This is a genomic window from Gluconacetobacter johannae (assembly GCF_014174305.1).
Lineage (GTDB): Bacteria > Pseudomonadota > Alphaproteobacteria > Acetobacterales > Acetobacteraceae > Gluconacetobacter > Gluconacetobacter johannae.
Window position 1 is genome coordinate 18,025 of record NZ_JABEQH010000004.1, and the last position, 21,861, is coordinate 39,885.

18 protein-coding genes are annotated in these 21,861 nt (G+C 66.0%); 9 read left to right on the forward strand and 9 right to left on the reverse strand.

Annotated features, from left to right (window positions below; all coding sequences use genetic code 11):
- The first annotated feature begins 446 nt into the window (after positions 1-446).
- The 5 genes from HLH21_RS03615 to HLH21_RS03635 are packed head-to-tail and all read left to right on the forward strand — an operon-like array spanning position 447 to position 6,716.
- Complete coding sequence (locus HLH21_RS03615; protein WP_182941416.1) at positions 447-1,646, forward strand: acyltransferase family protein; 1,200 nt, start codon at positions 447-449, stop codon at positions 1,644-1,646.
- Positions 1,643-2,950 carry a polysaccharide polymerase gene (locus HLH21_RS03620; protein ID WP_246379169.1) on the forward strand — a complete coding sequence of 436 codons (1,308 nt, stop codon included), beginning with the start codon at positions 1,643-1,645 and terminating at the stop codon, positions 2,948-2,950. Before HLH21_RS03615 ends, HLH21_RS03620 begins: the two co-directional genes overlap by 4 nt.
- 21 nt (positions 2,951-2,971) lie before the next feature.
- The gene (locus HLH21_RS03625; protein ID WP_182941418.1) at positions 2,972-3,967 is read left to right on the forward strand and encodes a glycoside hydrolase family 5 protein; all 996 of its coding nucleotides are present in this window, start codon (positions 2,972-2,974) and stop codon (positions 3,965-3,967) included.
- Positions 3,968-3,992: 25 nt separating this feature from the next.
- The gene (locus HLH21_RS03630) at positions 3,993-5,147 is read left to right on the forward strand and encodes a glycosyltransferase family 2 protein (protein ID WP_182941420.1); all 1,155 of its coding nucleotides are present in this window, start codon (positions 3,993-3,995) and stop codon (positions 5,145-5,147) included.
- Positions 5,148-5,159: 12 nt separating this feature from the next.
- The gene (locus HLH21_RS03635; RefSeq protein ID WP_246379172.1) at positions 5,160-6,716 is read left to right on the forward strand and encodes a lipopolysaccharide biosynthesis protein; all 1,557 of its coding nucleotides are present in this window, start codon (positions 5,160-5,162) and stop codon (positions 6,714-6,716) included.
- Between the two features lie 12 nt (positions 6,717-6,728).
- Here the strand turns inward: HLH21_RS03635 and HLH21_RS03640 are convergent, their stop codons facing one another.
- The 8 genes from HLH21_RS03640 to HLH21_RS03675 form a co-directional block, all read right to left on the reverse strand.
- The gene (locus tag HLH21_RS03640) at positions 6,729-7,595 is read right to left on the reverse strand and encodes a 2OG-Fe(II) oxygenase (protein ID WP_246379174.1); all 867 of its coding nucleotides are present in this window, start codon (positions 7,593-7,595) and stop codon (positions 6,729-6,731) included.
- A gap of 59 nt (positions 7,596-7,654) precedes the next feature.
- On the reverse strand, positions 7,655-8,872 hold the full coding sequence (locus HLH21_RS03645) for an acyltransferase family protein (RefSeq protein ID WP_343064947.1): 1,218 nt from the start codon (positions 8,870-8,872) through the stop codon (positions 7,655-7,657).
- A gap of 76 nt (positions 8,873-8,948) precedes the next feature.
- Positions 8,949-10,004, reverse strand: coding sequence for an NAD(P)-dependent alcohol dehydrogenase (locus tag HLH21_RS03650; protein WP_182941424.1), 1,056 nt, complete (start codon positions 10,002-10,004; stop codon positions 8,949-8,951).
- Positions 10,005-10,286: 282 nt separating this feature from the next.
- The gene (locus tag HLH21_RS03655) at positions 10,287-12,044 is read right to left on the reverse strand and encodes an alginate export family protein (RefSeq protein ID WP_373319654.1); all 1,758 of its coding nucleotides are present in this window, start codon (positions 12,042-12,044) and stop codon (positions 10,287-10,289) included.
- 188 nt (positions 12,045-12,232) lie between these two features.
- The gene (ade, locus tag HLH21_RS03660) at positions 12,233-13,942 is read right to left on the reverse strand and encodes an adenine deaminase (RefSeq protein ID WP_182941428.1); all 1,710 of its coding nucleotides are present in this window, start codon (positions 13,940-13,942) and stop codon (positions 12,233-12,235) included.
- A gap of 61 nt (positions 13,943-14,003) precedes the next feature.
- On the reverse strand, positions 14,004-14,417 hold the full coding sequence (locus HLH21_RS03665) for a hypothetical protein (RefSeq protein WP_182941430.1): 414 nt from the start codon (positions 14,415-14,417) through the stop codon (positions 14,004-14,006).
- A 109-nt stretch (positions 14,418-14,526) separates the two neighbouring features.
- The gene (locus tag HLH21_RS03670) at positions 14,527-15,879 is read right to left on the reverse strand and encodes an MFS transporter (protein ID WP_182941432.1); all 1,353 of its coding nucleotides are present in this window, start codon (positions 15,877-15,879) and stop codon (positions 14,527-14,529) included.
- Between the two features lie 93 nt (positions 15,880-15,972).
- Positions 15,973-16,386, reverse strand: a complete 414-nt coding sequence (locus HLH21_RS03675) for a VOC family protein (RefSeq protein ID WP_182941434.1) — start codon at positions 16,384-16,386, stop codon at positions 15,973-15,975.
- 161 nt (positions 16,387-16,547) lie between these two features.
- Between HLH21_RS03675 and HLH21_RS03680 the strand changes: the two genes are divergently transcribed.
- Positions 16,548-17,027 (forward strand): YaiI/YqxD family protein, encoded by a 480-nt coding sequence (locus HLH21_RS03680; RefSeq protein WP_182941436.1) that lies wholly within the window; start codon positions 16,548-16,550, stop codon positions 17,025-17,027.
- Positions 17,028-17,034: 7 nt separating this feature from the next.
- Here the strand turns inward: HLH21_RS03680 and HLH21_RS03685 are convergent, their stop codons facing one another.
- Positions 17,035-19,548 (reverse strand): excinuclease ABC subunit UvrA, encoded by a 2,514-nt coding sequence (locus HLH21_RS03685; RefSeq protein WP_182941438.1) that lies wholly within the window; start codon positions 19,546-19,548, stop codon positions 17,035-17,037.
- A 78-nt stretch (positions 19,549-19,626) separates the two neighbouring features.
- Here HLH21_RS03685 and HLH21_RS03690 point away from each other — a divergent pair, with 78 nt between their 5' ends.
- The 3 genes from HLH21_RS03690 to HLH21_RS03700 all read left to right on the forward strand — a co-directional run bounded on the left by HLH21_RS03690 (position 19,627) and on the right by HLH21_RS03700 (position 21,840).
- Entirely contained in the window at positions 19,627-19,842 is a 216-nt protein-coding gene (locus HLH21_RS03690; protein ID WP_220789661.1) for a hypothetical protein, read from the forward strand.
- Positions 19,839-20,384, forward strand: coding sequence for an aspartate carbamoyltransferase (locus HLH21_RS03695; RefSeq protein ID WP_182941442.1), 546 nt, complete (start codon positions 19,839-19,841; stop codon positions 20,382-20,384). Before HLH21_RS03690 ends, HLH21_RS03695 begins: the two co-directional genes overlap by 4 nt.
- A gap of 214 nt (positions 20,385-20,598) precedes the next feature.
- Complete coding sequence (locus tag HLH21_RS03700; RefSeq protein ID WP_182941444.1) at positions 20,599-21,840, forward strand: hypothetical protein; 1,242 nt, start codon at positions 20,599-20,601, stop codon at positions 21,838-21,840.
- Positions 21,841-21,861 lie beyond the last annotated feature (21 nt).

A 21,861-nucleotide genomic window follows, 5' to 3' on the forward strand; every position in this document is an offset into this window, starting at 1 on the left:
CTGTTCAGATAGAAAACAAGGCGTCCGGCATCGGAAGCGCACGATGCCGAAACGTTTACGGGATGGATGGCGGAAATGCAAGAAAATCGAGTCCTGCAAACAAAAATGAGTCACCCGCTATCCGGACGGAAAATGAGGCTTTTTTTTGACGAATTGATGGGCCGGGTGTGGCGCACCTTACGGATTCTGCATTTTCCGGAAATTTTTCCAAGGATGCGATGTTGTGCTTGCGAGGCGTCGCGGGATGAGGATAAGGCTGAGTCCGGGCGGGTGACGGGCAGCGCTGGTCAAGGCGCTGGACGGGTTGCATTCCGGTCCGTATTTTTCAGCAAGATCCATATTTCTGGTCTCTTTTCCGGCGGGCGGGACCCGTTGCGTGACGTGGCGTGCCGCCATGCCCTGGCGGCGGCCGGCCAACGGATTTTCTCTGGAGGAAGGACGGGCGGATGTCGGACCATCTGTTTACGGAACGATCTGAAAAAACGTATCTTCAGCAGCTTACTTCCATCCGTGGCGTGGCGTGCCTGGCCGTTCTGGTCGGACATGTGATCCAGACCATCCGCTATGATCCGCTGCCGCCGGCGCCGCATCGGCACTGGATGCGCGACCTGGTCACCTATGCGTTCAATGCCCAGGGCGCGGTGTTGCTGTTCTTCGTCCTCAGCGGCTGCGTCCTGTCGCTGTCGCTGCGCCGGGTCGTCACGTTCGACCGGCAGACCCTCGCGGGGTTCTATGTCCGGCGGGCCTTCCGCATCTATCCGTTGCTCTGGGTGTCGGTGTTTTTCTCGATTGTTGTTACAACGTACGTGCGCGCCTCGATGGATATCGGGGTCTATGTGGACTGGCTGGCGCGTAATCTGGGCTCCACACTTTCGCCGGCGCATGTGGGGCTGGCGCTGGTGGGGGCCTATACCCGTTATAACGGTCCGATGTGGTCGCTGCGGGTCGAGCTGATCTTCTCGATCTTCTTCCCCGGCATTCTTCTGCTGATGCGCGCCCGGCGCCTGCGGGGCTGGGCGCTGGCCGGGCTGTTCGTCATGGCGCTGGTGCCCATGCCGTCGGAGATCGGGCTGAATTTCGGCCTGGCGTTCGCGCTGGGGGCGCTGGTCCCGCTGATGCCGCCGATCGGCTGGGCGTCTTCGGCGCTGGTTCCCGTGGCGGCGACGCTGGTGCTGATGTACGACCGCCTGGCCCTGGGCGGTCATGCTGTGCCGGAACAGATCTATGACGTGATCGAGACCCTGGCCGCGTTCGTCATCGTGCGCGACCTCTACGCCTCGGGCCGGTCCTTCGGCGTGCTGACCAGCCGGATTGCCGTTAAGGTGGGCGAACTGTCCTACAGCATCTATCTGCTGCACCTGCCCATTCTGCTGCTGGTCTTCGACCTGATGCAGCAGTGGATGGGCCTGGCCCCCCTGCTGGCCCATCCGGGATGGAGCCAGGCCATGCTGGCGGTGCTGACGATCGGGGTGACGGTTGTGGTCTCCAGCCTGACCTACAGGGTGGTCGAACTGCCGCTGCATAATATCGGACGGGGGCTGGCGCGCCGCATCGACCGTCCAGCACCCGCCACGGCCGGCTGGCGAAACGATGCCGCGCCGCGCGCGTTGCCGGCCACGGGCCTGGAATACGAGCGCGAATCATGACCATCGCATATGCGACACCGGGCCGTGTGCTGGCGACATCGGGCGACCCGCAAGGCGGAAAATATCTGGTGGTCGCGGGTGGCGTATTCAACCTGTGGTTGTGTTTCGTCGCCACCCGGGGTTGGCTGCATGTCGGCAACGCCCAGATCGCGGCGGTGGAACTTACGATCATGGCTGTCGGATTCTACATGATCCGAAACCGGATCGACAGGAACGCAATCTGGATCATGGCGGTGACGTGCGGCTTCCTGGCCGGCGCGAAGCTGGTCAATCCCGCGATCAGCTTCAAGATCCTGCATGATTTCGGGATCATGTATATTTTCTATCAGCTTGGCCGGATGGCGTCCGAACGGACGGCGCGTTCGACGATCCGGATCCTGATGGTGCTGGTCCTGGCCGTCGGCTTCGTCGAGCTTGTCTTTACCCAGGCCTTCGCCCAGGCTTTCAATATCTGGGACTATTACGTCCAGAAGGGTGTCATTTCCAGCGATACGGTGAATTACAGCAACACCAATCTGTTCCTCAGCGGCAATCGTGGGGCAGGCGCCGGCCGCACCTTCTTCGAATCCGTCTTCGGGCCGCATCGTGTCTCGTCCATCTTTCTGGAACCTGATTCGTTGGGGAATTTTTCCGCCGTCGTGTTCGCATGGTGCCTCAGCGTCTCGAAAAACCGACCCGGCCGGCGATGCGTCATGTTGTACATCCTGGCGGCCCTGTGTTTTGTCCTGGCCGATTCCCGCTTCGCGTCGGGGTGCTGCGCGCTGATGCTGATGCTGCGGCTGACGCCGCTGTGCCGGGTGGCGCTGGTGACGTTCCTGCTGCCGCTGCTGGTGGCCACGGCCCTGACGCTGGTCGGTTCGTTTCACGAACTGCCGGGCGTCCTGCCGGCCATCCTGAAGGACGATCTATCCGGTCGGCTGGTCTTTTCCGGCCGTCTGCTGGACTACTGGCATGTCGGGCAATGGTTCGGCATGGCGCCGTCGCAGGTCTACACGTCGGATACCGGCTATGCCTATGTCCTGAACAACCTGGGGGCGATCCTGACGCTGTTCTATCTGGGCCTGTTCGCGTTCCGGCCCCCGCGCTCGCGCGAGGGCGAGATCATGAGGGCGATGATGTCGGTCTATTTCGCGACATCGCTGTGCATCGGGGCATCGGTTTTCACGATCAAGACGGCGGCCCTGCTGTGGTTCCTCTACGGAACGACCGAAGCCGGGCCTGCCGCGCCGGATGGCGCATCCGCGCGCCGGCGCCCTGCGGCCCGTCGCCCGGTCATGTCCGCCATGACCGAAATCGCGGCCTGATCCTGATTTATGGGAAATGCCATGCGTATGCTGACATATTTGCGCTGTGCCGCAGTGCTGTTGTTGCCGGCGGGCCTGTCCGCGCCGGGCGTGGCGCAGGAGTACAGGGGGGTGAATCTGGCGGGGGCGGCTTATTCCTCGAACAAGATTCCCGGCCGATATGGCTATGACTATCTGTTTCCCAAACCTGGTGAAGTGGAATATTTCCGGGGGAAGGGGATGAACATCTTCAGGATCTCGGTGCTGTGGGAACGGTTGCAGCCGGCCCGCCAGGGCGCGCTGGACCCGGCCTATCTGGGCCGGCTGCGCGATTTCATCGCCGAGGCGAGCCGGTCGGGCGCGAAAGTCATCATCGACGTGCATGATTACGGCCGCTATCGCGGTGTGCCGATCGGCACGGACCCCGTGACATCGGCCGATTTCCGGGATTTCTGGACTCGTATGGCGACCGCGTTCGGTGGAAGCCCTGGCGTCATGTTCGGCCTGATGAACGAACCGCAACTGCATTCGGCCGACGCCTGGCGCGATATCCAGCAGCAGGCCATCCTGGGCATCAGGGGGGCGGGGGCGAAAAACCCCGTCCTGGTGTCGGGAATTGCCTGGGATGCCGCGCATAATTTCGCGACGGTGAACGGACCGGCCTTGCAGTCCCTGCAAGACCCTGCACACGCCCTGGTGTACGAGGTCCACGAATATTTCGACGGCGACAGTTCGGGGCGCAGTCCCGACTGCATTCCCCAAAGCCAGGTCGTCGGCCGCCTGGCGCCGTTCACCGCCTGGCTGCGCCAGACCGGCCATAAGGGGTTCCTGGGGGAATTCGGGGTCGGCCGCAACGACATATGCCTGCAGGGCCTGGACCGGGTCGGGTCCTATCTGGCGGCGAATGCCGATGTGTGGACCGGGTGGACCTACTGGGCGGCGGGGCCGCTGTGGGGCGAATACATGTATACGCTGGAACCGAAGAACGGAACCGACCGGCCGCAAATGGCGGTGTTGCAGAAATATCTTTCCCGGTGACAGGCGCGATGGAAGGCATGGTGCGATGACGGACCCGATTATCGACGTTCTGGTGCCGGCCTATGATGCGGGGCGGACGATCCGCGCGTCGATCGACAGCCTGCGCGGCCAGACCATCCGGAATATCCGGATCGTGGTCGTCGATGACGGCTCGACCGACCAGACGGGCCGCATCCTGGCCGAACTGGCCCGCGAAGATGGGCGGATCAGGGTGCTGACGCAGGCCAACCAGGGGATCGTGGCGGCATTGTCCCATGGGCTTGAGGCGTGCCGCGCGCCATTCGTCGCGCGGCACGATGCCGACGACCTGGCGGCCCCCGACCGTCTGGAACGGCAGATACGCTATCTGGAGGACCATCCGGAGTGCGTCGCCGTGTCGGGCGGGGGGACGCATATCGACGCCGACGGCCGGCCGACCGGCGGGCGGGTGCGCCTGGCGTCGGTGGAAGCCGCCGATCCGGCCTGGGCGCCCGCGCGCGAGCCCTATCTGCCGCAGCCCTTTCTGCTGATGCGGCGGGCGGCGTTCGACCGGGTGGGCGGTTATCGCAGCCTGGCGGTCGCCGAGGACAGCGACCTGTACTGGCGCCTGTCCGAAATCGGCGTGGTGCGGAACATCGACCATAGCTTCGGATCGTACCGTGTGCATGCCGGAAGTATTTCAAGCCGGTCGATCCGCAATGGCCGGTCGCTGGCGTTCTGGTCCCAGATGGCGGCCCTGTCGGCGCGGCGACGACGGGCCGGCCAGCCGGATCTGTTCTTCACGCCTGACGTGATGCGCCAGCGCGAGGCATCGATCACGCTGGATGATTTCTTCCAGATCGGATGCCTGGGCCTGACGGCCGAGGAGCGATCATGGCTGGCGCTGGCGCTGGGCCTGAAACTGGCGGCGCTGGCGCTCTATCGGCCTTACGAACTGGACAGCGCCGATTGCGATTTCATTCGCCGCGCGTTGCGGGACCGGCCCCGGTCCATGACGGCTGCAAACCGGGCGGAGATGGCGGACCTGCTGATGGCGACCGCGACGCGCCTCGCGATCCATGGCCGCATGGGCGACGCGGCGAAGCTGGTCTCGCCGGCCCGCTATCCCGTGCTGCTGGGGCGCATCTCGTTCCGTCTGGTGTTGCCGGCGGGGCTGCGACAGGTCGTCAAGCGCGCGGCCGGACGCGTCCAGCCGGCCTGATGCCGGTGGACCATGACGGATCATTTGGGGGGATTCATGACGGCACGGGCGGAACGATCGGACGGACGGCAGGGCGGCCTGGGCAAGGCGGCCACCAGCGGCTTCCTCTGGCTGCTGGTGCAAAGCGTCGCGGCGCGGGGGATCGGCTTCGTGTCGCAACTGGCGCTGGCGTGGCTGCTGACGCCGGCCGATTTCGGTGTCATCGGCCTGGCCTATACCGTGTTCGGCATCGCCAATGCCCTGGTCAGTTTCGGGGTCGATGACGTGCTGCTGCAACGCCAGAAGGCGATCATGTTCTGGACCGCGCCTGCCTTCTGGATCTGCCTGTCGCTGGGCGTGCTGGGCATGGTGGGCATGCTGGCTGCGGCGCCGTTCGCCGCGCGCTGGTATCATTCCCCCGAGCTGGTGGGGCTGATCGCGGCCCTGGCCGTGGCGACGCCGATCAAGACGCTGGCCACCGTGCCCTCGGTCAAAATCCGCGCCGACATGAATTTCCGGTTTCTGGCCGCCTACAACACGTTTGAAATCTTCGCGTTGCAGCTTGGCACGATCCTGCTGGCGTGGCTGGGCTGCGGGGCCTACAGCTTCGCCATCCCCATCCCGGCGCTTGCGGTCATCAAGGCGGCGCTGTTCTGGTGGAAGGCGCCGCCGCGCATCGGCCGGCTGTTCCGGAAGGTGCAGTTGCATTACATACTGGGCAGCAGCACCACGGTCTTCGCCACCCGGACGATCATCGAGATCGTCAACCAGGGCGATTATATCGTGCTGGGGCTTATCGCCTCGCATTCCGTGGTCGGCCTGTATTTCTTCGCCTTCCGCTTTTCGGCGCAGCCGGTTCGTATGCTGGCCGGGAATTTCATCAATGTGCTGCTGCCGGCATTCGCCCAGTTGCGGGCCGACCCGTTGCGCCAGACCGAGGCCGCGCTGAAGGCGTGCCGCCTGCTGGCCTATATGGTCGTGCCGTTCTGCTTCATGCAGGCCGCCCTGGCGGGGCCGGGGCTGCATGTCCTGTTCGGCGAACGCTGGATCAAGGCGGTGCCGTACGTGCAGATCCTGAGCATGGGCCTGCCTTTCGACGCGGTGTCGTGGATCACCGGGTCGCTGTTGAGCGCGCGGCGCGAATTCCGCGCCGGGCTGGTCTTCGCCCTGATCTCGGCGCCGATCTTCTTCGGCATGGCGATCGCGGGGGGGCTTCTGGGCAGCGCGTTCGGCGTGGCGGTGGCGGTGGCGCTCTATTATTTCACATATCCACCGCTCTGCTCGCTGCTGATCCTGCATCGGTGCGGTGTCGGGGTTGGCCGGGTTCTCGAACTCTATGTCATGCCGTTTTTGGTGTCCGCGCTGTCGATCGGCGGCGGCTGTCTGATCTCGCTGTTGCCGCTGGTCCGGACCTACGACCTTGCCAGGATCGTCGTGATCGGTGTCGTCGGCACGGGGTTGTATCCCGTCATTCTCTATGTGCTGCGGCGGGATGTCTTCGATCAGCTTTGCGACCGGTTCGGCGGGATCGTCGGAAAATTCCGCCGGGTCAGGATCGTCGCCCCGCAGGCGGTGGCGTCCGGCGGCTGATGAATGGGGCTCTTAACGTCCGGGGAGGCGTTGCCCCGTCCGGGCCCTTAGTGTATGCCGGGCCTTCTGCAGCAGCCGTATGATCGGGGGTGGCAGGGTATTATGCAGCGCGCTTTGCAGGCGTGCGCTTGCCGACTGGCCCGGTTGCGAAACATAGACAGTCGTCGATTTCATCTCTGGTGTTGCGTCATTGGTGTAGAAATAGGCGATCAGCGCCTTGCGTTCGAGGCCGGGCCGGATATGGGCCGGATGCCCGTGAGCGGCTATTTTCGACTGTTCCATCAGCACGGTCCGCCCGAAAAGAGGCGCGATCTCCACCGCGCGAGCGGACGGCCGTACCGACCAGAGCTCCAGATTGCCCCCATTTCGGCTGTCCCAATCCGGATTGAGGTACGTCAGCATCGCCAGGCGATTGGTCAGGTGGGTCTGGGGATGTTTCTGGAAGTCGATGTGCAGGTCGAAATGTCCGCCGCCCGCCACCACATGCATGCCGCCGCCGTAAAGGGACGGATCGGGGAGAAGGTTTTCGATGCCCGTCAGGCTGGTCAGGAGACGAAGAAACGGACCTGAGTAAACGAAGTCGAAATATCGTTGTATATTGAATGGAAGATCGGAATTCGGCATCGTCCCCATCTTCTTCTGCAGGGCCGTGTCGTAGGATTTCCATTGCCAGTCGGTCCGGTGGCGATAGTCGTCCAGTATCGGCAAGAGCCAGCTTGCCGGGAATAGATCGTCGATGATGAGGTGTGGGAAAGGGGGCGCCGACTGATAGCTGCCGCGTAACCGTTCGACCGGCTCTTTCAGGCCGAGCGCGCGGACCGTGAAAGGAGGCGTTGACCCCATGTCGGACTGTCTATCGTCGGAAATGGTCGGACCCATGTTCAATCGCTCATCGCAGGTGGGGGGCTATCTCATATTTAAAAAATCATGTCGTGGTTCTACAGCCTGCCGGCGCTATTGCTCCCGACCATGCGTTGCGATGCACCGCGCGGTTTCAGGTTCAGGAAAATTCTTGTCTGCTCTGTCAGGGGTTTTTCCAGGTACCTGTGCATCAGCAGGCCCAGGACGATCGCGGCCAGCACGTTGGCCGGGTGCAGCAGAATGGTTGCCAGGACGGGCAATCCCGACAGGTCGGCGGCCTTGCCGATCATCCTGCCGGTCACGTCGAATGCGATCTGCTGGAACAGATATATCGCATAGGATGCCGCGCCCAGTTCCAGCAGGATACGGCTACGCGGCATATATCCCGCGCGTTCGAGGGCCAGGACCGCCGACACGATGAAGATCGCTCCCGCCCCGAACAGCAGGTCGTGGTGGAACGGGACGAGAAGAAGAAAGCCGGCCGTCAGGGCGGCTGTCGCGCCGGCAATCCACCCGCCGGGCATCCGGTTCAGCCGGATGCCGTAAAGGCGCCCCAGCAGCATGCCGGCGAGAAATTCCAGAAGCAGGGGCGAGGTATAGACGGTCAGGGCCGGTGTGTGGGGCGGCCAGACGGCGCCCAGCATGACAAGAGCGCCGAACAGGACGCTCAGCACGCCGAGGCGCCGCGAACTGTCCAGCATCAGGAGTGCACCGAAAATCAGATAGAAAAAAACCTCGTACTGCAACGTCCAGCCCAGATAGAGCGTCGGCCAGACATGGCCGCCCGGCCCCCAGGCGGGAATGAACAGCAGCGAGGCCAGAAGGTGCCCGGCGCTCCGGTCGGTGACCGATGGTGTGAAGATGCCTCCGGCCGCCAGCAGGACCGTCAGGGCCGTGGCGGCCCAGTACGGCGGGACGATGCGCGCGAGGCGGTCCAGATAGAAATGTCGCGGCCCGATATCGCGTCCATCGGTCAGCGCGATCATGATGAATCCGCTGATGACGAAGAACAGGTCGACACCGTGCTGGAAAAATTGAATGGAAGGAAGGATATTTTGGAACTGGTGAAACAGCACGACGCCGATCGCGGCCACGGCCCGGAGATATTGAAGCGAAACGATCGTGTTGCGGCCGCGCAGATGGTCGGGCGACGGGGCCGCAACAGTGTCGGCCCTCCGGTCCGGCGGGCCTCGATCGGCGCGAGCGGGGTGGGGCATCCGCATTATGGGGCTCCGTCCTACGTCATGCTGCAAGGACGCCAGGATATCGCATCCCGCCGGGTCTGACAGGACCATAATGATCGGATTGGGAAATCGTTCCGATATTTCTTCATGGAATGGGCGGGTCCGTGGCGACCCACCCGCTCCGGACCTATGCCACCGCCGGCAAGGTCGCCATGTCGATGACGAAGCGGTATTTCACGTCGGACCGCAGCATCCGTTCGTAGGCGGTCTCGATCTGGTCCATGCGGATCATTTCGATATCGGCGGTGATGCCGTGTTCGCCGCAGAAATCGAGCATCTCCTGGGTTTCGGGGATGCCGCCGATCAGCGAGCCGGCGAAGCTGCGGCGCTTCATCAGCAGGCCGAACACCGAAACCGGCAGGGGGTCTTCGGGCGCGCCGACCTGCACCAGGGTGCCGTCGCGCTTCAGCAGGTTCAGGTAGGCGTTGATGTCGTGGTTGGCGGCGACCGCGTCCAGGATGAAGTCGAACCGCCCCGTCTCACGCGCCATGGCGTCCGGGTCGCGCGACAGCACCACCTGGTGCGCGCCGAGGCGAAGCCCGTCCTCGACCTTGCTGGCCGAGGTGGTGAACAGCACGACCTCGGCCCCGAAGGCGCGGGCGAACTTCACCCCCATATGGCCCAGCCCGCCCAGCCCCACGATGCCGACGCGCTGGCCCGGCCCGACCTTCCAGTGGCGCAGCGGCGAATAGGTCGTGATGCCGGCGCACAGCAGCGGCGCCACGGCGGCGGGGTCCAGAGTGTCCGGCACCTTCAGCACGAAGGCCTGGTCGACCACGATGGCGCGGGAATAGCCGCCGAAGGTGATGCCGCGCCCGTGGCGGTCCTGTCCGTTGTAGGTGCCGACGAATCCATTCTCGCAATATTGCTCGAACCCGTCGCGGCAGCTCTGGCAGGTGCGGCAGGAATCGACCAGGCAGCCGACGCCTACCAGGTCGCCGGCCCTGAAGCGGGTGACCGATGCGCCCGTTTCCGCCACGCGTCCGACGATCTCGTGGCCCGGCACGCAGGGATAGATCGTGTTGCGCCACTCGTTGCGCGCCTGGTGCAGGTCGGAATGACAGACGCCGCAGAACAGGATGTCGATGCGGACGTCCTCGGGCCCGGTATCACGCCGCTCGAACCCGAAAGGGGCGAGGGGCGCATCGGCGGCGGTGGCGGCGTAACCTGTGCATGCGAACATGGATGGAGGCTCCGTGGTCATGAGGGGAATGGGTCGCGGGACGTTCGGTCAGGTCCTGTCCGTGGGGCGGCGACGGTACGATGGGCGCCCGGGCGTTCCAGCATCCAGCCGGGATATTCTGCGGGCAGGGCGCTGACGCTGTCCAGCGTGTGCAGGTCCTGTTCGGACAGTGCGATCGTGGTTGCGCCGATATTGTCGGTCAACTGCCCTGGCGTGCGGGCGGCGCCCGCCCCGATCCCCTGACACGCGCCTGTGCGTTTCAGGGGGTGTCCGGGCCTGGCGTCAGAACGTGAAGTCGAGGTTGGACTGGACATAGGCCCCCGAGGTCGCGCCGCCGCGTGTGAACGCGTGCGAGGCGAACAGATATTCGCCATCGAGGCTGAGGGTGATGTGCCGCGTGGCGCGCCAGGTGAAGCTGCCCTGCGGGATGGTCGCGGTATAGGCCCCGCCGCGCGGCCGGTAGGCATAAAAGGTATTGCTGTCCGTATAGACCGCGTCATTGACGCTGTTGCGCCAGACGACGGGCGCCTTCAGCAGCAGGCTGGTATTCGTGCTGGTGGTCAGGGTGACCAGTGGCCCGACATCAATGATGTTCGACAGGCCCAGGTCCGTGCTGAGGTCGAGGTAATAGGCGCTGGGCACCCAGGGAGAGAGGAAATTGCCCCAGCTTCCGGTCGCGCCCTTGCGGGTGTCGCCGCCCGACATGTCGTCGGCCTGCACGCCGATCGACGGCTTGCCCCACCATGTGGCGAAGCGCCAGGACAGGGTGGCGTTGAACCCGTAGGCCGAAACCGGGCGGCTGGGTCCGTTCTTCGCGGCGTTGAAATACCCGCCCTGCCACATGCCGCCGGCCGAGAATTCGAGCGGTCCCGCATTGCCCCAGATCCGCATGCCCGGCGTGTCACGCCGGGTCGAGCCCGCCTGGGTGCCGAAGATCGAACCGCCCTGCTTCGGGATCGGGCTGCTGGCCAGCAGGTAGCCCAGGTAGAACGCGTCCACGAAGATCTGGCTTTTCTGGCCCAGGGCGGTGAATTGCGGCACCGCGTAGGACGTGTAGGCGCCGAACAGGCGCGAGCGGTATCCAACCTGATCGTGGAAGGGCAGATACGGGTTGGCGTTGGTCAATGTCAGGTCGAACAGATCGACCCGGAACCGCTTCCAGAACGCATATCCGCGGATGCCGTTCCACGAATAGGGAAGGGTGGGATAGACGCTGCCGGCCGACACATAGGGGGGCACATCCAGGAAGGTCATGCGTCCGACCATGACGCCTGTCGTCGCCCCCAGCAGCTTGCCGCGCACCTCGACGAACGCCTGCTGCGCGTCCAGCTTGGAGCGCCAGCGGCCGTTATAGCCATAGTAATTCATGCCGCCGGCCTGGCCGCTCATCAGTTCGCCATAGAGGCGGACATGTTCGCCCAGATGCAGGTCGGCGCCCAGGTTGAAGCGCAGGGTGGACCGGTAGGAGGGTGACCGCTTCACCGCGCCGAACTGCGCGAACTGGTCGTAGAATCCGTGATGGCGGAAATTGCCGCTCAGCGTCAGGTAGACCGATCTGGAGTCGTTGAGCGGGATGTATTTCAGGGGGTCGGCCCAGTCGATGTGATTGCGGGCCAGTTTCAGGCTCGACCAGTCCTCGGCCCAGCGCGATACGGCATAGTACCCCACCGTGCCGAAGCCGGCCGCCGCGGCGGTCGCGGTGTTGAAGACGCCCCACGGCCCCTGGTGCAGCAGCGCCGGGGGCAACGGGTGCAGATTCAGCAACTGCGGTTGTCCGTACAGTTCCGGCCGGCTGGTCAGTGGCGGCAGCAGGCTGGGTGCGGACGGCTGCGGCGGCGTGCCTCGGGCCGCCGTGGGGCGCGCGGCGGATGGTCCGCCGGGCTCGGCCGGCGCAAGCTGGATACGGGCGCCGGAGATGTCGGCGGTGGTCGGCGTCGCGTGGGCCGGCAGGGTGAATGCAATGCTCGCTGTCACGGGGAGTATGCCCCGTCTGAAATGTCGCAGGGAAGGAAAGAGCGAAAACCTTGGAAAGACATGCATGATCGGGTCTTTTTCTTTTTTGATCTTGGGGTCGGTCACAGTCATGCGATGACTACAACTCTGCCCTGCATGTGTTGTGGAACATTAGTCGCGGGTCGTCACTTCGAATTTGCGTGTTCTCTCGCTTTCCTTGCGCGCGGCCGTTTTTTATCAGTAAAGCCGGAGTGACAGGCCGCGAACGCGGCGGGTCAGCCGATCAGCGTCATCCGATCGACATCGACCAGGCCGTGATCGGTGATCTTCAGGCGCGGGACCACCGGCAGCGGCAGGAAGGCCAGTTGCAGGAACGGTTCGTCCAGCGTTACACCCATCGCGCGGGTCGCCGCGCGCAGGGCCTCCAGCCGGTCGCGCACCTCCTCGAACGGCGCGTCGCTCATCAGGCCCGCGATCGGCAGCGGCAGTTCCTCGCGCACCTGCCCGTCCTCGACGATCACGAACCCGCCGCCGATCTGGGCCAGGCGGTTCACGGCGGCCGCCATGTCATCGTCATCGACGCCGACGACGCAGATATTGTGGGCGTCGTGCCCGACCGAGGACGCCAGCGCCCCGCGCCGCAGCCCGAACCCGCGCACGAAGCCCCGGCCCATGTTGTCGTTCAGCCCGTGCCGCGCGACGACCGCGACCTTGGCCACGTCCAAATCGGGGCGCGCCCGTACCGCGCCCGCATGGCTGCCGAGGTCGATCGTCAGGAAATCGGTGATGATCTGTCCGGGGATGATGCCGATCACGGGCATGTCCCGGCCATCGCCCGCCACCGTGAAATCGGCCGGGGCCAGTGGACGGCGCAGATGCACGCTGTCCCGTCCCGGGGCGTCGATGACCGGCCGCGCCGCCAGCGCTGGGCCGATGGGCCGCCCGCCCGCCAGCACATCCGACACCACGCAGCCCTCCAGATCGTCAAGGAAGACGATGTCGGCCCGCTTGCCGGGCGCCAGCATTCCGCGATCGGTCAGCCCGAATGCCCGCGCCGCCGACAGGCTGGCCGCGCGATAGGCGGCCAGCGGCGGCACGCCACGGGCGATGGCGCTGCGGATCAGGAAGTCGATATGGCCTTCGTGCGCGATTTCCAGCGGATTGCGGTCGTCGGTGCAGAAGGCCAGGAACGGCGAGGTCGCGACCGTCAGCAGCGGCGCCAGCGCCGCCAGGTCCTTGCAGACCGACCCCTCGCGGATCAGCACGGTCATGCCCTTGCGGATCTTTTCCAGCGCCTCGTCCGCGCGGGTGGCCTCGTGGTCGGTCGAGATGCCGGCGGACAGGTAGCCGTTCAGCCGCTGGCCGGTCATCAGCGGGGCATGTCCGTCGATATGCCGCCCCGCGAAAGCCACCAGCTTGTCCATGCAGTCGTCCGCGCAGGACAGGACGCCGGGCATGTTCATGAATTCGGCCAGCCCGATCACCTTGGGGTGGTCCATGAACGGGGTCAGCGCATCGGCCCGCAGCACGGCGCCCGAGGTTTCCAGCGCGGTCGAGGGCACGCAGCTCGACAGGTTGACGCGCAGGTCCATGACCATCCGCGTTGCGGCGTCCAGGAAATAGCGCAGCGCCGCAACGCCCAGCACGTTCGCCATCTCGTGCGGGTCGCAGATCGCGGTGGTGACCCCGTGCGGCAGCACGCAGCGTTCGAATTCGAACGGCGTGACCAGCGAGGATTCGATATGCAGGTGCGTATCGATGAAGCCCGGAACGACGATCCGGTCATGACCCTCGATGATCGTGGCCCCGTCATAGCGGCCCAGCGTGCCGACGATGGTGTCGCCGCAGATCGCGATGTCGGTCGGGATCAGTTCCCCGGTCACCAGGTCGAGCAGCCGGACGTTCCGGACCACCAGCTCGGGGGTTTGCTGCCCGCTTCCCTGGCGGATCCGGCGGGCGAGGACGTCGTGCGATATCGTGCTCATGACATTCCTAAGCACAATCGGGGGCGTCGCGTCCACCGCATCCGCGTCCCTGGGAACGCCCTCAACGGCCGGAAACGGGGGCTTCGTCCAGGGCGATGACGGTCTGGCTGATGGACACGTTGCCGGACATCGGGCTGTCGGCGGTGCGGGTGTCGATGCCGTGCGTGATCTGGCGCAGGTCGGCCAGTTCGGCGCGTACGTCGTCCAGGATTTCGATCAGGGCGGCATGGTCGGCCGCCGCCCGTTCGTCCGAACTGCGCGACAGGATGGCGCTACCCACCATCAGGGCCGGCAGCGCCACAAGCTGGATGCAGTTGCTGACATAGAGCAGCGTATTCTGCCAGGCCGGGGCGGCCACCGGCAGCAGCGAGAAGAACAGGAACGCATAGACGCACCAGATGCTGCCGAAGATCACCGTCAGCCGGATCGCGACCCGGTCGTTGAGCGCATTGATGAACGTCCTGCCCGTGGTCATTGCCTGTTCGCCCCGTTGTCGCGGCCTGTCCTGCCGATGGGCGTATCAGTTGGGCGGCCGCTCCGCCATATCCCGCGCCGAAAGGCAGATATTCACCGTCGCCGGCACGTCACGCCCCGGACAAATGCCCCTTGCCCTCGTCCGGGGCGGCCGCGTTGCCGGCCCGGCTGCCGGGGGTGGGGCTGGTCTGGCCCGGCATGGCCCACAGGGCGAACGCGCCGGCCAGCGCCGTTGCGCTGACATACAGCGCCGGGGCATAGGGGCTGTGGGTCACCAGGGCCGAGACGCATGCCGGCGTCAGACCGCCGAAGATCGCGTAGGACAGGTTGTAGGAGAACGACAGGCCGGAAAAGCGGACCGCGGCCGGAAACGCCCCGACCATGGCAATCGGCACCAGGCTGACATAGCTGCCGCCGAAGCCGGCCAGGGCGGCCAGCGGCAGGAACCAGCCGGGATGGGCCGGGGCCAGGTCATACAGGCCCCAGGCGCCCAGGACCAGCAGGCCCACCACCGGCGGGATCATGGCGCGCAATCCCCACCGGTCGGTGCCCGCGCCGACCAGCACCGCGGCCACGGTGATGGACAGCGTGGCGACAAGGCTGGCGTACAGCGTCGCGGACGGCGAAAACCCGTGCAGCGTCTGCAACAGAGCCGGCATCATCAGCAGCAGGACCACGATTGCCGCCGTCAGCGTCCAGGTCGCCATGATCGACAGCATGACCGCCAGGCGATGTTCGGCCAGGATGGTGGCCAGCGGCAGCCGCCGGGCCAGTTCGGCACGCGCGTGCATTTCGGCGAAGACCGGCGTTTCCTCCAGCCAGCGGCGCAGGACCATCGCGATCAGGCCGAACACCCCGCCCAGAAGAAAGGGAATCCGCCAGCCCCAGTCGGCCACGGTGGCGGGCGGCAAGGCCGTGTTCAGCGCCAGCGCCACCAGCGACCCGATCAGCATGCCCGCCGTCAGCCCGCCGGTCAGCAGGCCGCAGGCCAGCCCGACGCGGCCCGCGCCGGCATGTTCGGCGACGAAGACCCATCCGCCCGGGGCCTCGCCGCCGATCGCGGCGCCTTGCAGCACGCGCAGCACCAGCAGCGCCAGCGGCGCGCCCACCCCCAGCATGCCGAAACCGGGCAGCAGGCCCATCAGCAAGGTCGGCACCGCCATCAACAGGACGCTGAAGGCGAACATTTTCTTGCGGCCCAGCGTGTCGCCGAAATGCGCCATGATGACGCCGCCCAGCGGCCGCGCCAGGTAGCCGGCCCCGAACAGGCCGAACGTCTCGGTCTGGCGTAGCCAGTCGGGCTGGGCGGCGGGGAAGAAATGCTGGGCGATGATCTTCGCGAAATAGGCGAAGATCACGAAGTCGTAGAATTCCAGCGCCCCGCCGAGGGCGGCGAGGGCCAGGGTACGCAACTCCCCGCCGCTCAGGCCGGCGGGGCGCTGCGCGACGACGGTCGAGGACATCGGGCGGGGTCCATGTTCGTTACGCGGGATGTGCATCCACCACGAAGCCGCGCGGAATTGCAAGTCTTCCCCCCGTCCGTCGCCGGCGGGCGGTCAGGGGGCCGCGTCGCATCCGACCATCCACGATATGCCGAACCTGTCGACCAGCATGCCGAATTGCGGCGCCCAGAAGGTCTGCTGCAAGGGCATGGTGATGCTGCCGCCGTCCGACAGGGCGGTGAAGATCAGTTCGGCGTCCTTCGCGGTGTCGGCGGTGATCGAGATGGAGAACCCGGCCGGCGTCACCGCCTTGTCCGGCATGCCGTCCGATCCCATCAGGACCTGCCCGCCCACCGTCAGCGCCGCGTGGCAGATACGCCCGCGCTGGTCGGCGGGGACGCTGTCGGCCATCGGCGTGTCGGCGAAGGTCATCATGGCCGTGATTTCGCCGCCCAGCGCGGCCTGGTAGAAGGCGAAGGCCTCGCGGCATCTGCCGTCGAAGGCGTGGATATAGGCGTTGATCCTCATGTCGGCGGTCTTTCCTGTTGGAACCTGTCTGGGATCGCGCCGGGCGCGGACGGATCCTGATCCAGGCGCCGCGACATCCGCAAGATTTTCGTCTTATGACCGTGCCCTTGCCGCGCGGCCCGGGCACGGTAGGATTGGCGTCGGACAGAGAAAGGGGGCGGATGACCCGCATTTTCATCGACGCGGACGCCTGTCCGGTCAAGGACGAGGTCTATCGCGTCGCCCTGCGCTACGGACTTGGGGTGTTCGTCGTGTCCAATCGCATGATGGCGGTGCCGGACATGCCGCTGATCGAACGGGTGGTGGTGGACCACGGCCCCGATGTCGCGGACGACTGGATCGTGGAACGGGCCGGGCCGGCCGATATCGTCGTCACCGCCGATATTCCCCTGGCGGCGCGCTGTGTGGCCGGACAGGTCGCGACCCTGGACCCCAAGGGGCGTCTGTTCGACGCGGATTCGATCGGCATGACCCTGGCCATGCGTAACCTGATGGACGATCTGCGCTCGACGGGGGCGGTGACGACGCATAACCGGCCGTTCGGCAAGGCCGACCGGTCGGCCTTCCTCTCGGCGCTGGATACGCTCATCGTCCGCCTGCGGCGGCGGCCCGTCCCCATCCGGCGGCCGGCGGAAGGGTAGGGAAAGACTATCCGCCCATGACCCGGCGCAGGAACGGCGCGGTGCGGCTGTCCAGGGCCTGGGCGATGTCGGCCGGACGTCCGGCGGCGACGACCCGCCCGCCGACGTCGCCGGCCCCTGGGCCCAGATCGACGATCCAGTCGCCGGCGGCGGCCACGCGCATGTCGTGTTCGGCCACGATGACGGTGTGGCCAGCGGCGACCAGGCTGTCCAGATGGGTCATCAGCCGGTCCACGTCCGACGGATGCAGCCCGGTCGTCGGTTCGTCCAGCACATACAGCGTGTGGCCGCGTCGCTGCTTCTGCAGTTCGGTGGCTAGCTTGATGCGCTGGGCCTCGCCGCCCGACAGTTCCGTCGCCGGCTGGCCCAGCCGCAGATAGCCCAGCCCGCCCCGGCGCAGCGTATCCAGGCTGATCTCCAGCGCCGGATGGTCGGCGAACAGGGCGTAGGCGTCGTCCACGTTCAGGCCCAGGATGTCGGCGATCGAATGGCCGCGATAGGTGACTTCCAGCACCTCGGGCCGGTAGCGCGCGCCATGGCAGGTGGGGCAGGGAGCATAGACGCTGGGCAGGAACAGTAGCTCCACCATCACCGCGCCCTCGCCCTCGCAGGTCGGGCAGCGCCCCTTGGGCAGGTTGAAGGAAAACCGCCCGGCATCGTAGCGGCGGCTGCGCGCAAGGTCGGTGTCGGCGAACAGCTTGCGTACCGTGTCGAACAGCCCCGTGTAGGTGGCCAGGTTCGATCGCGGCGTCCGGCCGATCGGCTTCTGGTCGATCATCACCAGCCGCCGCACCCCGGCCAGCCCGTCGGCCACATGACCCTGCGGTTCGCGGACGGCGGGAGCTGGGCCGTCCTGCGCGCCGTCATGCGTTTCGACCGGAAGGGCCTGGCCCAGCGCGCGGGCGACGATGCCGACCAGCGCCTGGCCCACCAGGCTGGACTTGCCCGATCCGGATATGCCGGTGACGGTCGTGAACGCGCCCAACGGGAAGCCGACCTCCAGCCCCGCCAGATTGTTCCATGTCACGTCCGCCAGCCGCAGCCACCCGCGCGGTTCGCGCGGCGCGCGGGCGATCGGGGCGGGGAGTGCGAACAGATAGGGTCGCGTCCGCGACCCGGCGACGTCGCGCAGGCCGTCCGGCGGGCCGCTGTACAGGATCTCGCCTCCGCGCTCGCCGGCGTCGGGGCCGACATCGACGATCCAGTCCGCGCGGCGGATGACATCCAGATTATGCTCGACCACGAACAGCGAATTTCCGGCTGCGCGCAATCCGTCCAGCGCCGCCAGCAGCGCCTGGGTGTCGGCGGGGTGCAGGCCCGACGACGGTTCGTCCAGCACATAGACGACGCCGAACAGGCTGGATCGGATCTGCGTTCCCAGCCGCAGGCGCTGGTATTCGCCGGGCGACAGGGTCTGCACCCCGCGATCGAGCTGAAGATAGCCCAGCCCCAGATCCAGCAGTACGCCGATCCGCCCGATCAGATCGGCGGCGATGCGCCGGGCCACGATGTCGGTCGCCTCGGCGCCCGTCGTCCTGGCCGCGGGCTTCAGCAGGTCCGCGATCCGCGCCAGGGGCAGGGCGGCAAGCTGTGCGATGTCCAGCCCGGCGAAGGTGACGCGCAGCGCATCGGGGTTCAGGCGCCGGCCATGGCAGGACGGGCAATCGGTCGCGACCATGAAGGATTCGGCGCGCTTACGCATCGCCGCACTCTGCGATTTGGCGAAGGTCTGCGTCACGTAGCGCCGCGCGCCGGTGAAGGTGCCGTTATAGGACGGCTCGATACCATGGGCGATCGCGCGCCGCACCGCGTCGCGGTCCAGGCCGGGATAGACCGGGACGGTCGGCGTCTCGTCGGTGAACAGGATCCAGTCGCGGGTGTCGCGGGGCAGGTCGCGCCAGGGGCAGTCGACGTCGATGCCCAGCGTAATCAGGATATCGCGCAGGTTCTGTCCCTGCCAGGCGGTCGGCCAGGCGGCGACGGCCCGATCGCGGATCGACAGGCTGTCGTCGGGCACCAGCGTCCGTTCGGTGACGTCGTGGACCCGCCCCAGCCCGTGGCAGCGGGGGCAGGCCCCCATCGGCGTGTTGGGCGAGAAGGATTCGGCCTCCAGCATCGCCAGGCCGGGTGGGTAGGTTCCGGCGCGGGAATAGAGCATTCGCAGCAGGTTCGACAGCGTGGTGATGCTGCCGACCGACGACCGGCTGGTGCTGCCGCCGCGCTGCTGCTGCAACGCCACGGCGGGCGGCAGGCCGTCGACGGAATCGACGTCGGGAACGGGCATCTGCTGAAACAGCCGCCGCGCGTAGGGCGAGACCGATTCCAGATAGCGGCGCTGGGCCTCGGCATACAATGTGCCGAAGGCCAGCGACGATTTGCCCGAGCCCGACACGCCGGTGAACACCACCAGCCGGTCGCGCGGCAGGTCCAGGCTGACGTCGCGCAGGTTATGTTCCCGCGCCCCCCGTACGCGCACGGCGTCCGTGGGTGTGGTGGTGTCGCGCGTCGGGTCAGGGGTCATGTCGTCGTCATCTTCCGGTCGTCGGGTCCTGGTGGCGGTCTAGACCATAACCGCGCCCTGGCGATGATCGGAACCGACATGGACCCGTCCGCACCGGGCGAAGGGCAGTTATTTCGCGATCGGGAGGAACGCGTGGTCGCCGTCCGCCGGCTGTCCATGCCCGCACGCGGTGCCTGGGATGGGAAAGAGGCCGTTGTGGCGGGTTGCGGCGCGACGCAGGATGTTGGTGTCAGAAAATGTCCCCTCCGCATCACGATGGCGGAGCGGGCGCAGGAAAGGCAGGAAATTGCATGAATTATCGTTCTGACCGGACGTTACGCGGGCGGATCGCGACCTTTGCCGTCTTGGCCCTGTCGGCGGCGGGCCTCATGGGCGGCGGCGCTCTGGCCGAGGAGTGTCCCATGGGTCATCACCACATGCATGCCGGGATGAGCATGATGGCGAAGGCGCATTTCGGTGCGTCGGGCATGCCGTTCGACCTGTCGCGCACGCTTCATATTTTTACGCCGCTGCCGGGCGGCGGCGAGCAGGATGTGGTGTCGACGGACAACGATGCGGCCCAGATCGCGCTGATCCGCCAGCATCTTTCCGTCCAGGCGGGCCTGCGCGCCAAGGGGGATTACAGTGGTCCGGCTGCCATGCATGGCCTGACCATGCCTGGGTTGCAGGCACTGGCCGCCGGGGCCGGGCGCATGCACATCCAGTTTGTTCCGCTGCCGGCCGGCGGACGCATTCTGTACGAGAGCAAGGATCGGGCGCTGGTCAGGGCTGTTCATGAATGGCTCCACGCGCAGGCGTGCGACCACGGGGCAGACGCAATGTTGTCTCACCAGTAACTGGCGATTCAACGATTCCGCTTCGCCCGGTCGCGCGGAGCGTGATGCGGAACGCTCTCTGAAGTCAGATCGTGACAGTAACTATATTCGTCTATATATGGACGAATATAGTGAGGGAGCGGGGCTGCGGGTTGGCGTGATGGGACAGCGATCGGAAGCGGGCACAAGGAAACGGCAGGGGCAACCGGGCGCGGCCCTGATGGCGGGGTGTCGATTGATCGTAACCGCCTTCGCGACGGCGCTGGCGGTTGCACATGGGTCGGCCCATGCACAAGGCGATTCGGCGCTCGGGGGGCGCAGGCCCGATGCCTGCGCGGGCGCAACCGATCGTGCGGTCGGCGCGCCGTCCAGCACCACACAGGTCGATGTATGCGGCACGCCGCCGCGTCGTTCGTGGCTACGGCAGATCCTCGATCACAAAAGCAGCGAGACCTTCGGCGACAGCGCGATCGTGCGCGGCGACACCATCCACCACGGGCTGGGGCGGGTTGCCGCTCCGGCGGCGTTGCCCGGGGCCAGGATGATGGCGAGCGGGCATGTTTCCCTGATGTTCAGCCCCGGTTTCATGGGCATGCAGGGGAATATGGTCGGCGATCACACTGTTTCATCGGGCGCGATCGCGACAACGTACAACGCGGTGACCGGCTCGAAAATCCGCGTCGTTCCCGATGGCATGAACGCGCAGATGTACATGTTCGGCGTGATGTATGCGGTTTCCGACTGGCTGAACGTCAGCGTCATGTCCAGTTGGACGCGCAAATACATGCGTATGACCACGTACAAGGGCATGATGGGGAGTACCGTTCTGGGGTCCAACAGCGGAAGCACCAGCGGGTTCGGAGATACCAGCGTAAACGCGATCGTCCGATTTTATCAGGACCAGCATACGCATCTGCATCTCAACTTCGGGCTGGGCCTGCCCAGCGGCTCCACCACGGAGACGATTACGATGCTCGCGCCCATGGGGATGCGTATGCAGATGCGCGCGCCCTACGGGATGCAGATGGGAACCGGTTCCGTCGAGGCGCTGCCCGGCCTGACCTATCTGGGAACGGCGGGCCGCTGGTCGTGGGGCGGCGCGTTCCGCGCGCGCATTCCCTTCGCCCGGAACAGTCACGATTACAACTGGGGGGCGATGTACGAGGAAGATCTGTGGGGCGGCTATCTTCTGCCCGGCGACATGGTTCTTTCGTTTCGCGTCGACTATACGCGCCAGGACCGGATCGGCGGACGCGACCTGATGATAAATGGACCGGGGCAACCGATGAATCCGGTCTATTACGGCGGCCAGCGCCTTCAGCTTCTGGGGGGACTGGACATCGACGGCCACAGCCTGGGGCTGCCTGGCTACAGTCATTTCGCGATCGAGGGTGGCAAGCCGGTCTATCAGAAGCTGAACGGCCCACAGCTCAGCGCGGAATGGCAGATCGGCGCCCGCATCAGCGAGATGTTCTGACGTCTTCCGCTACCGGGGTGT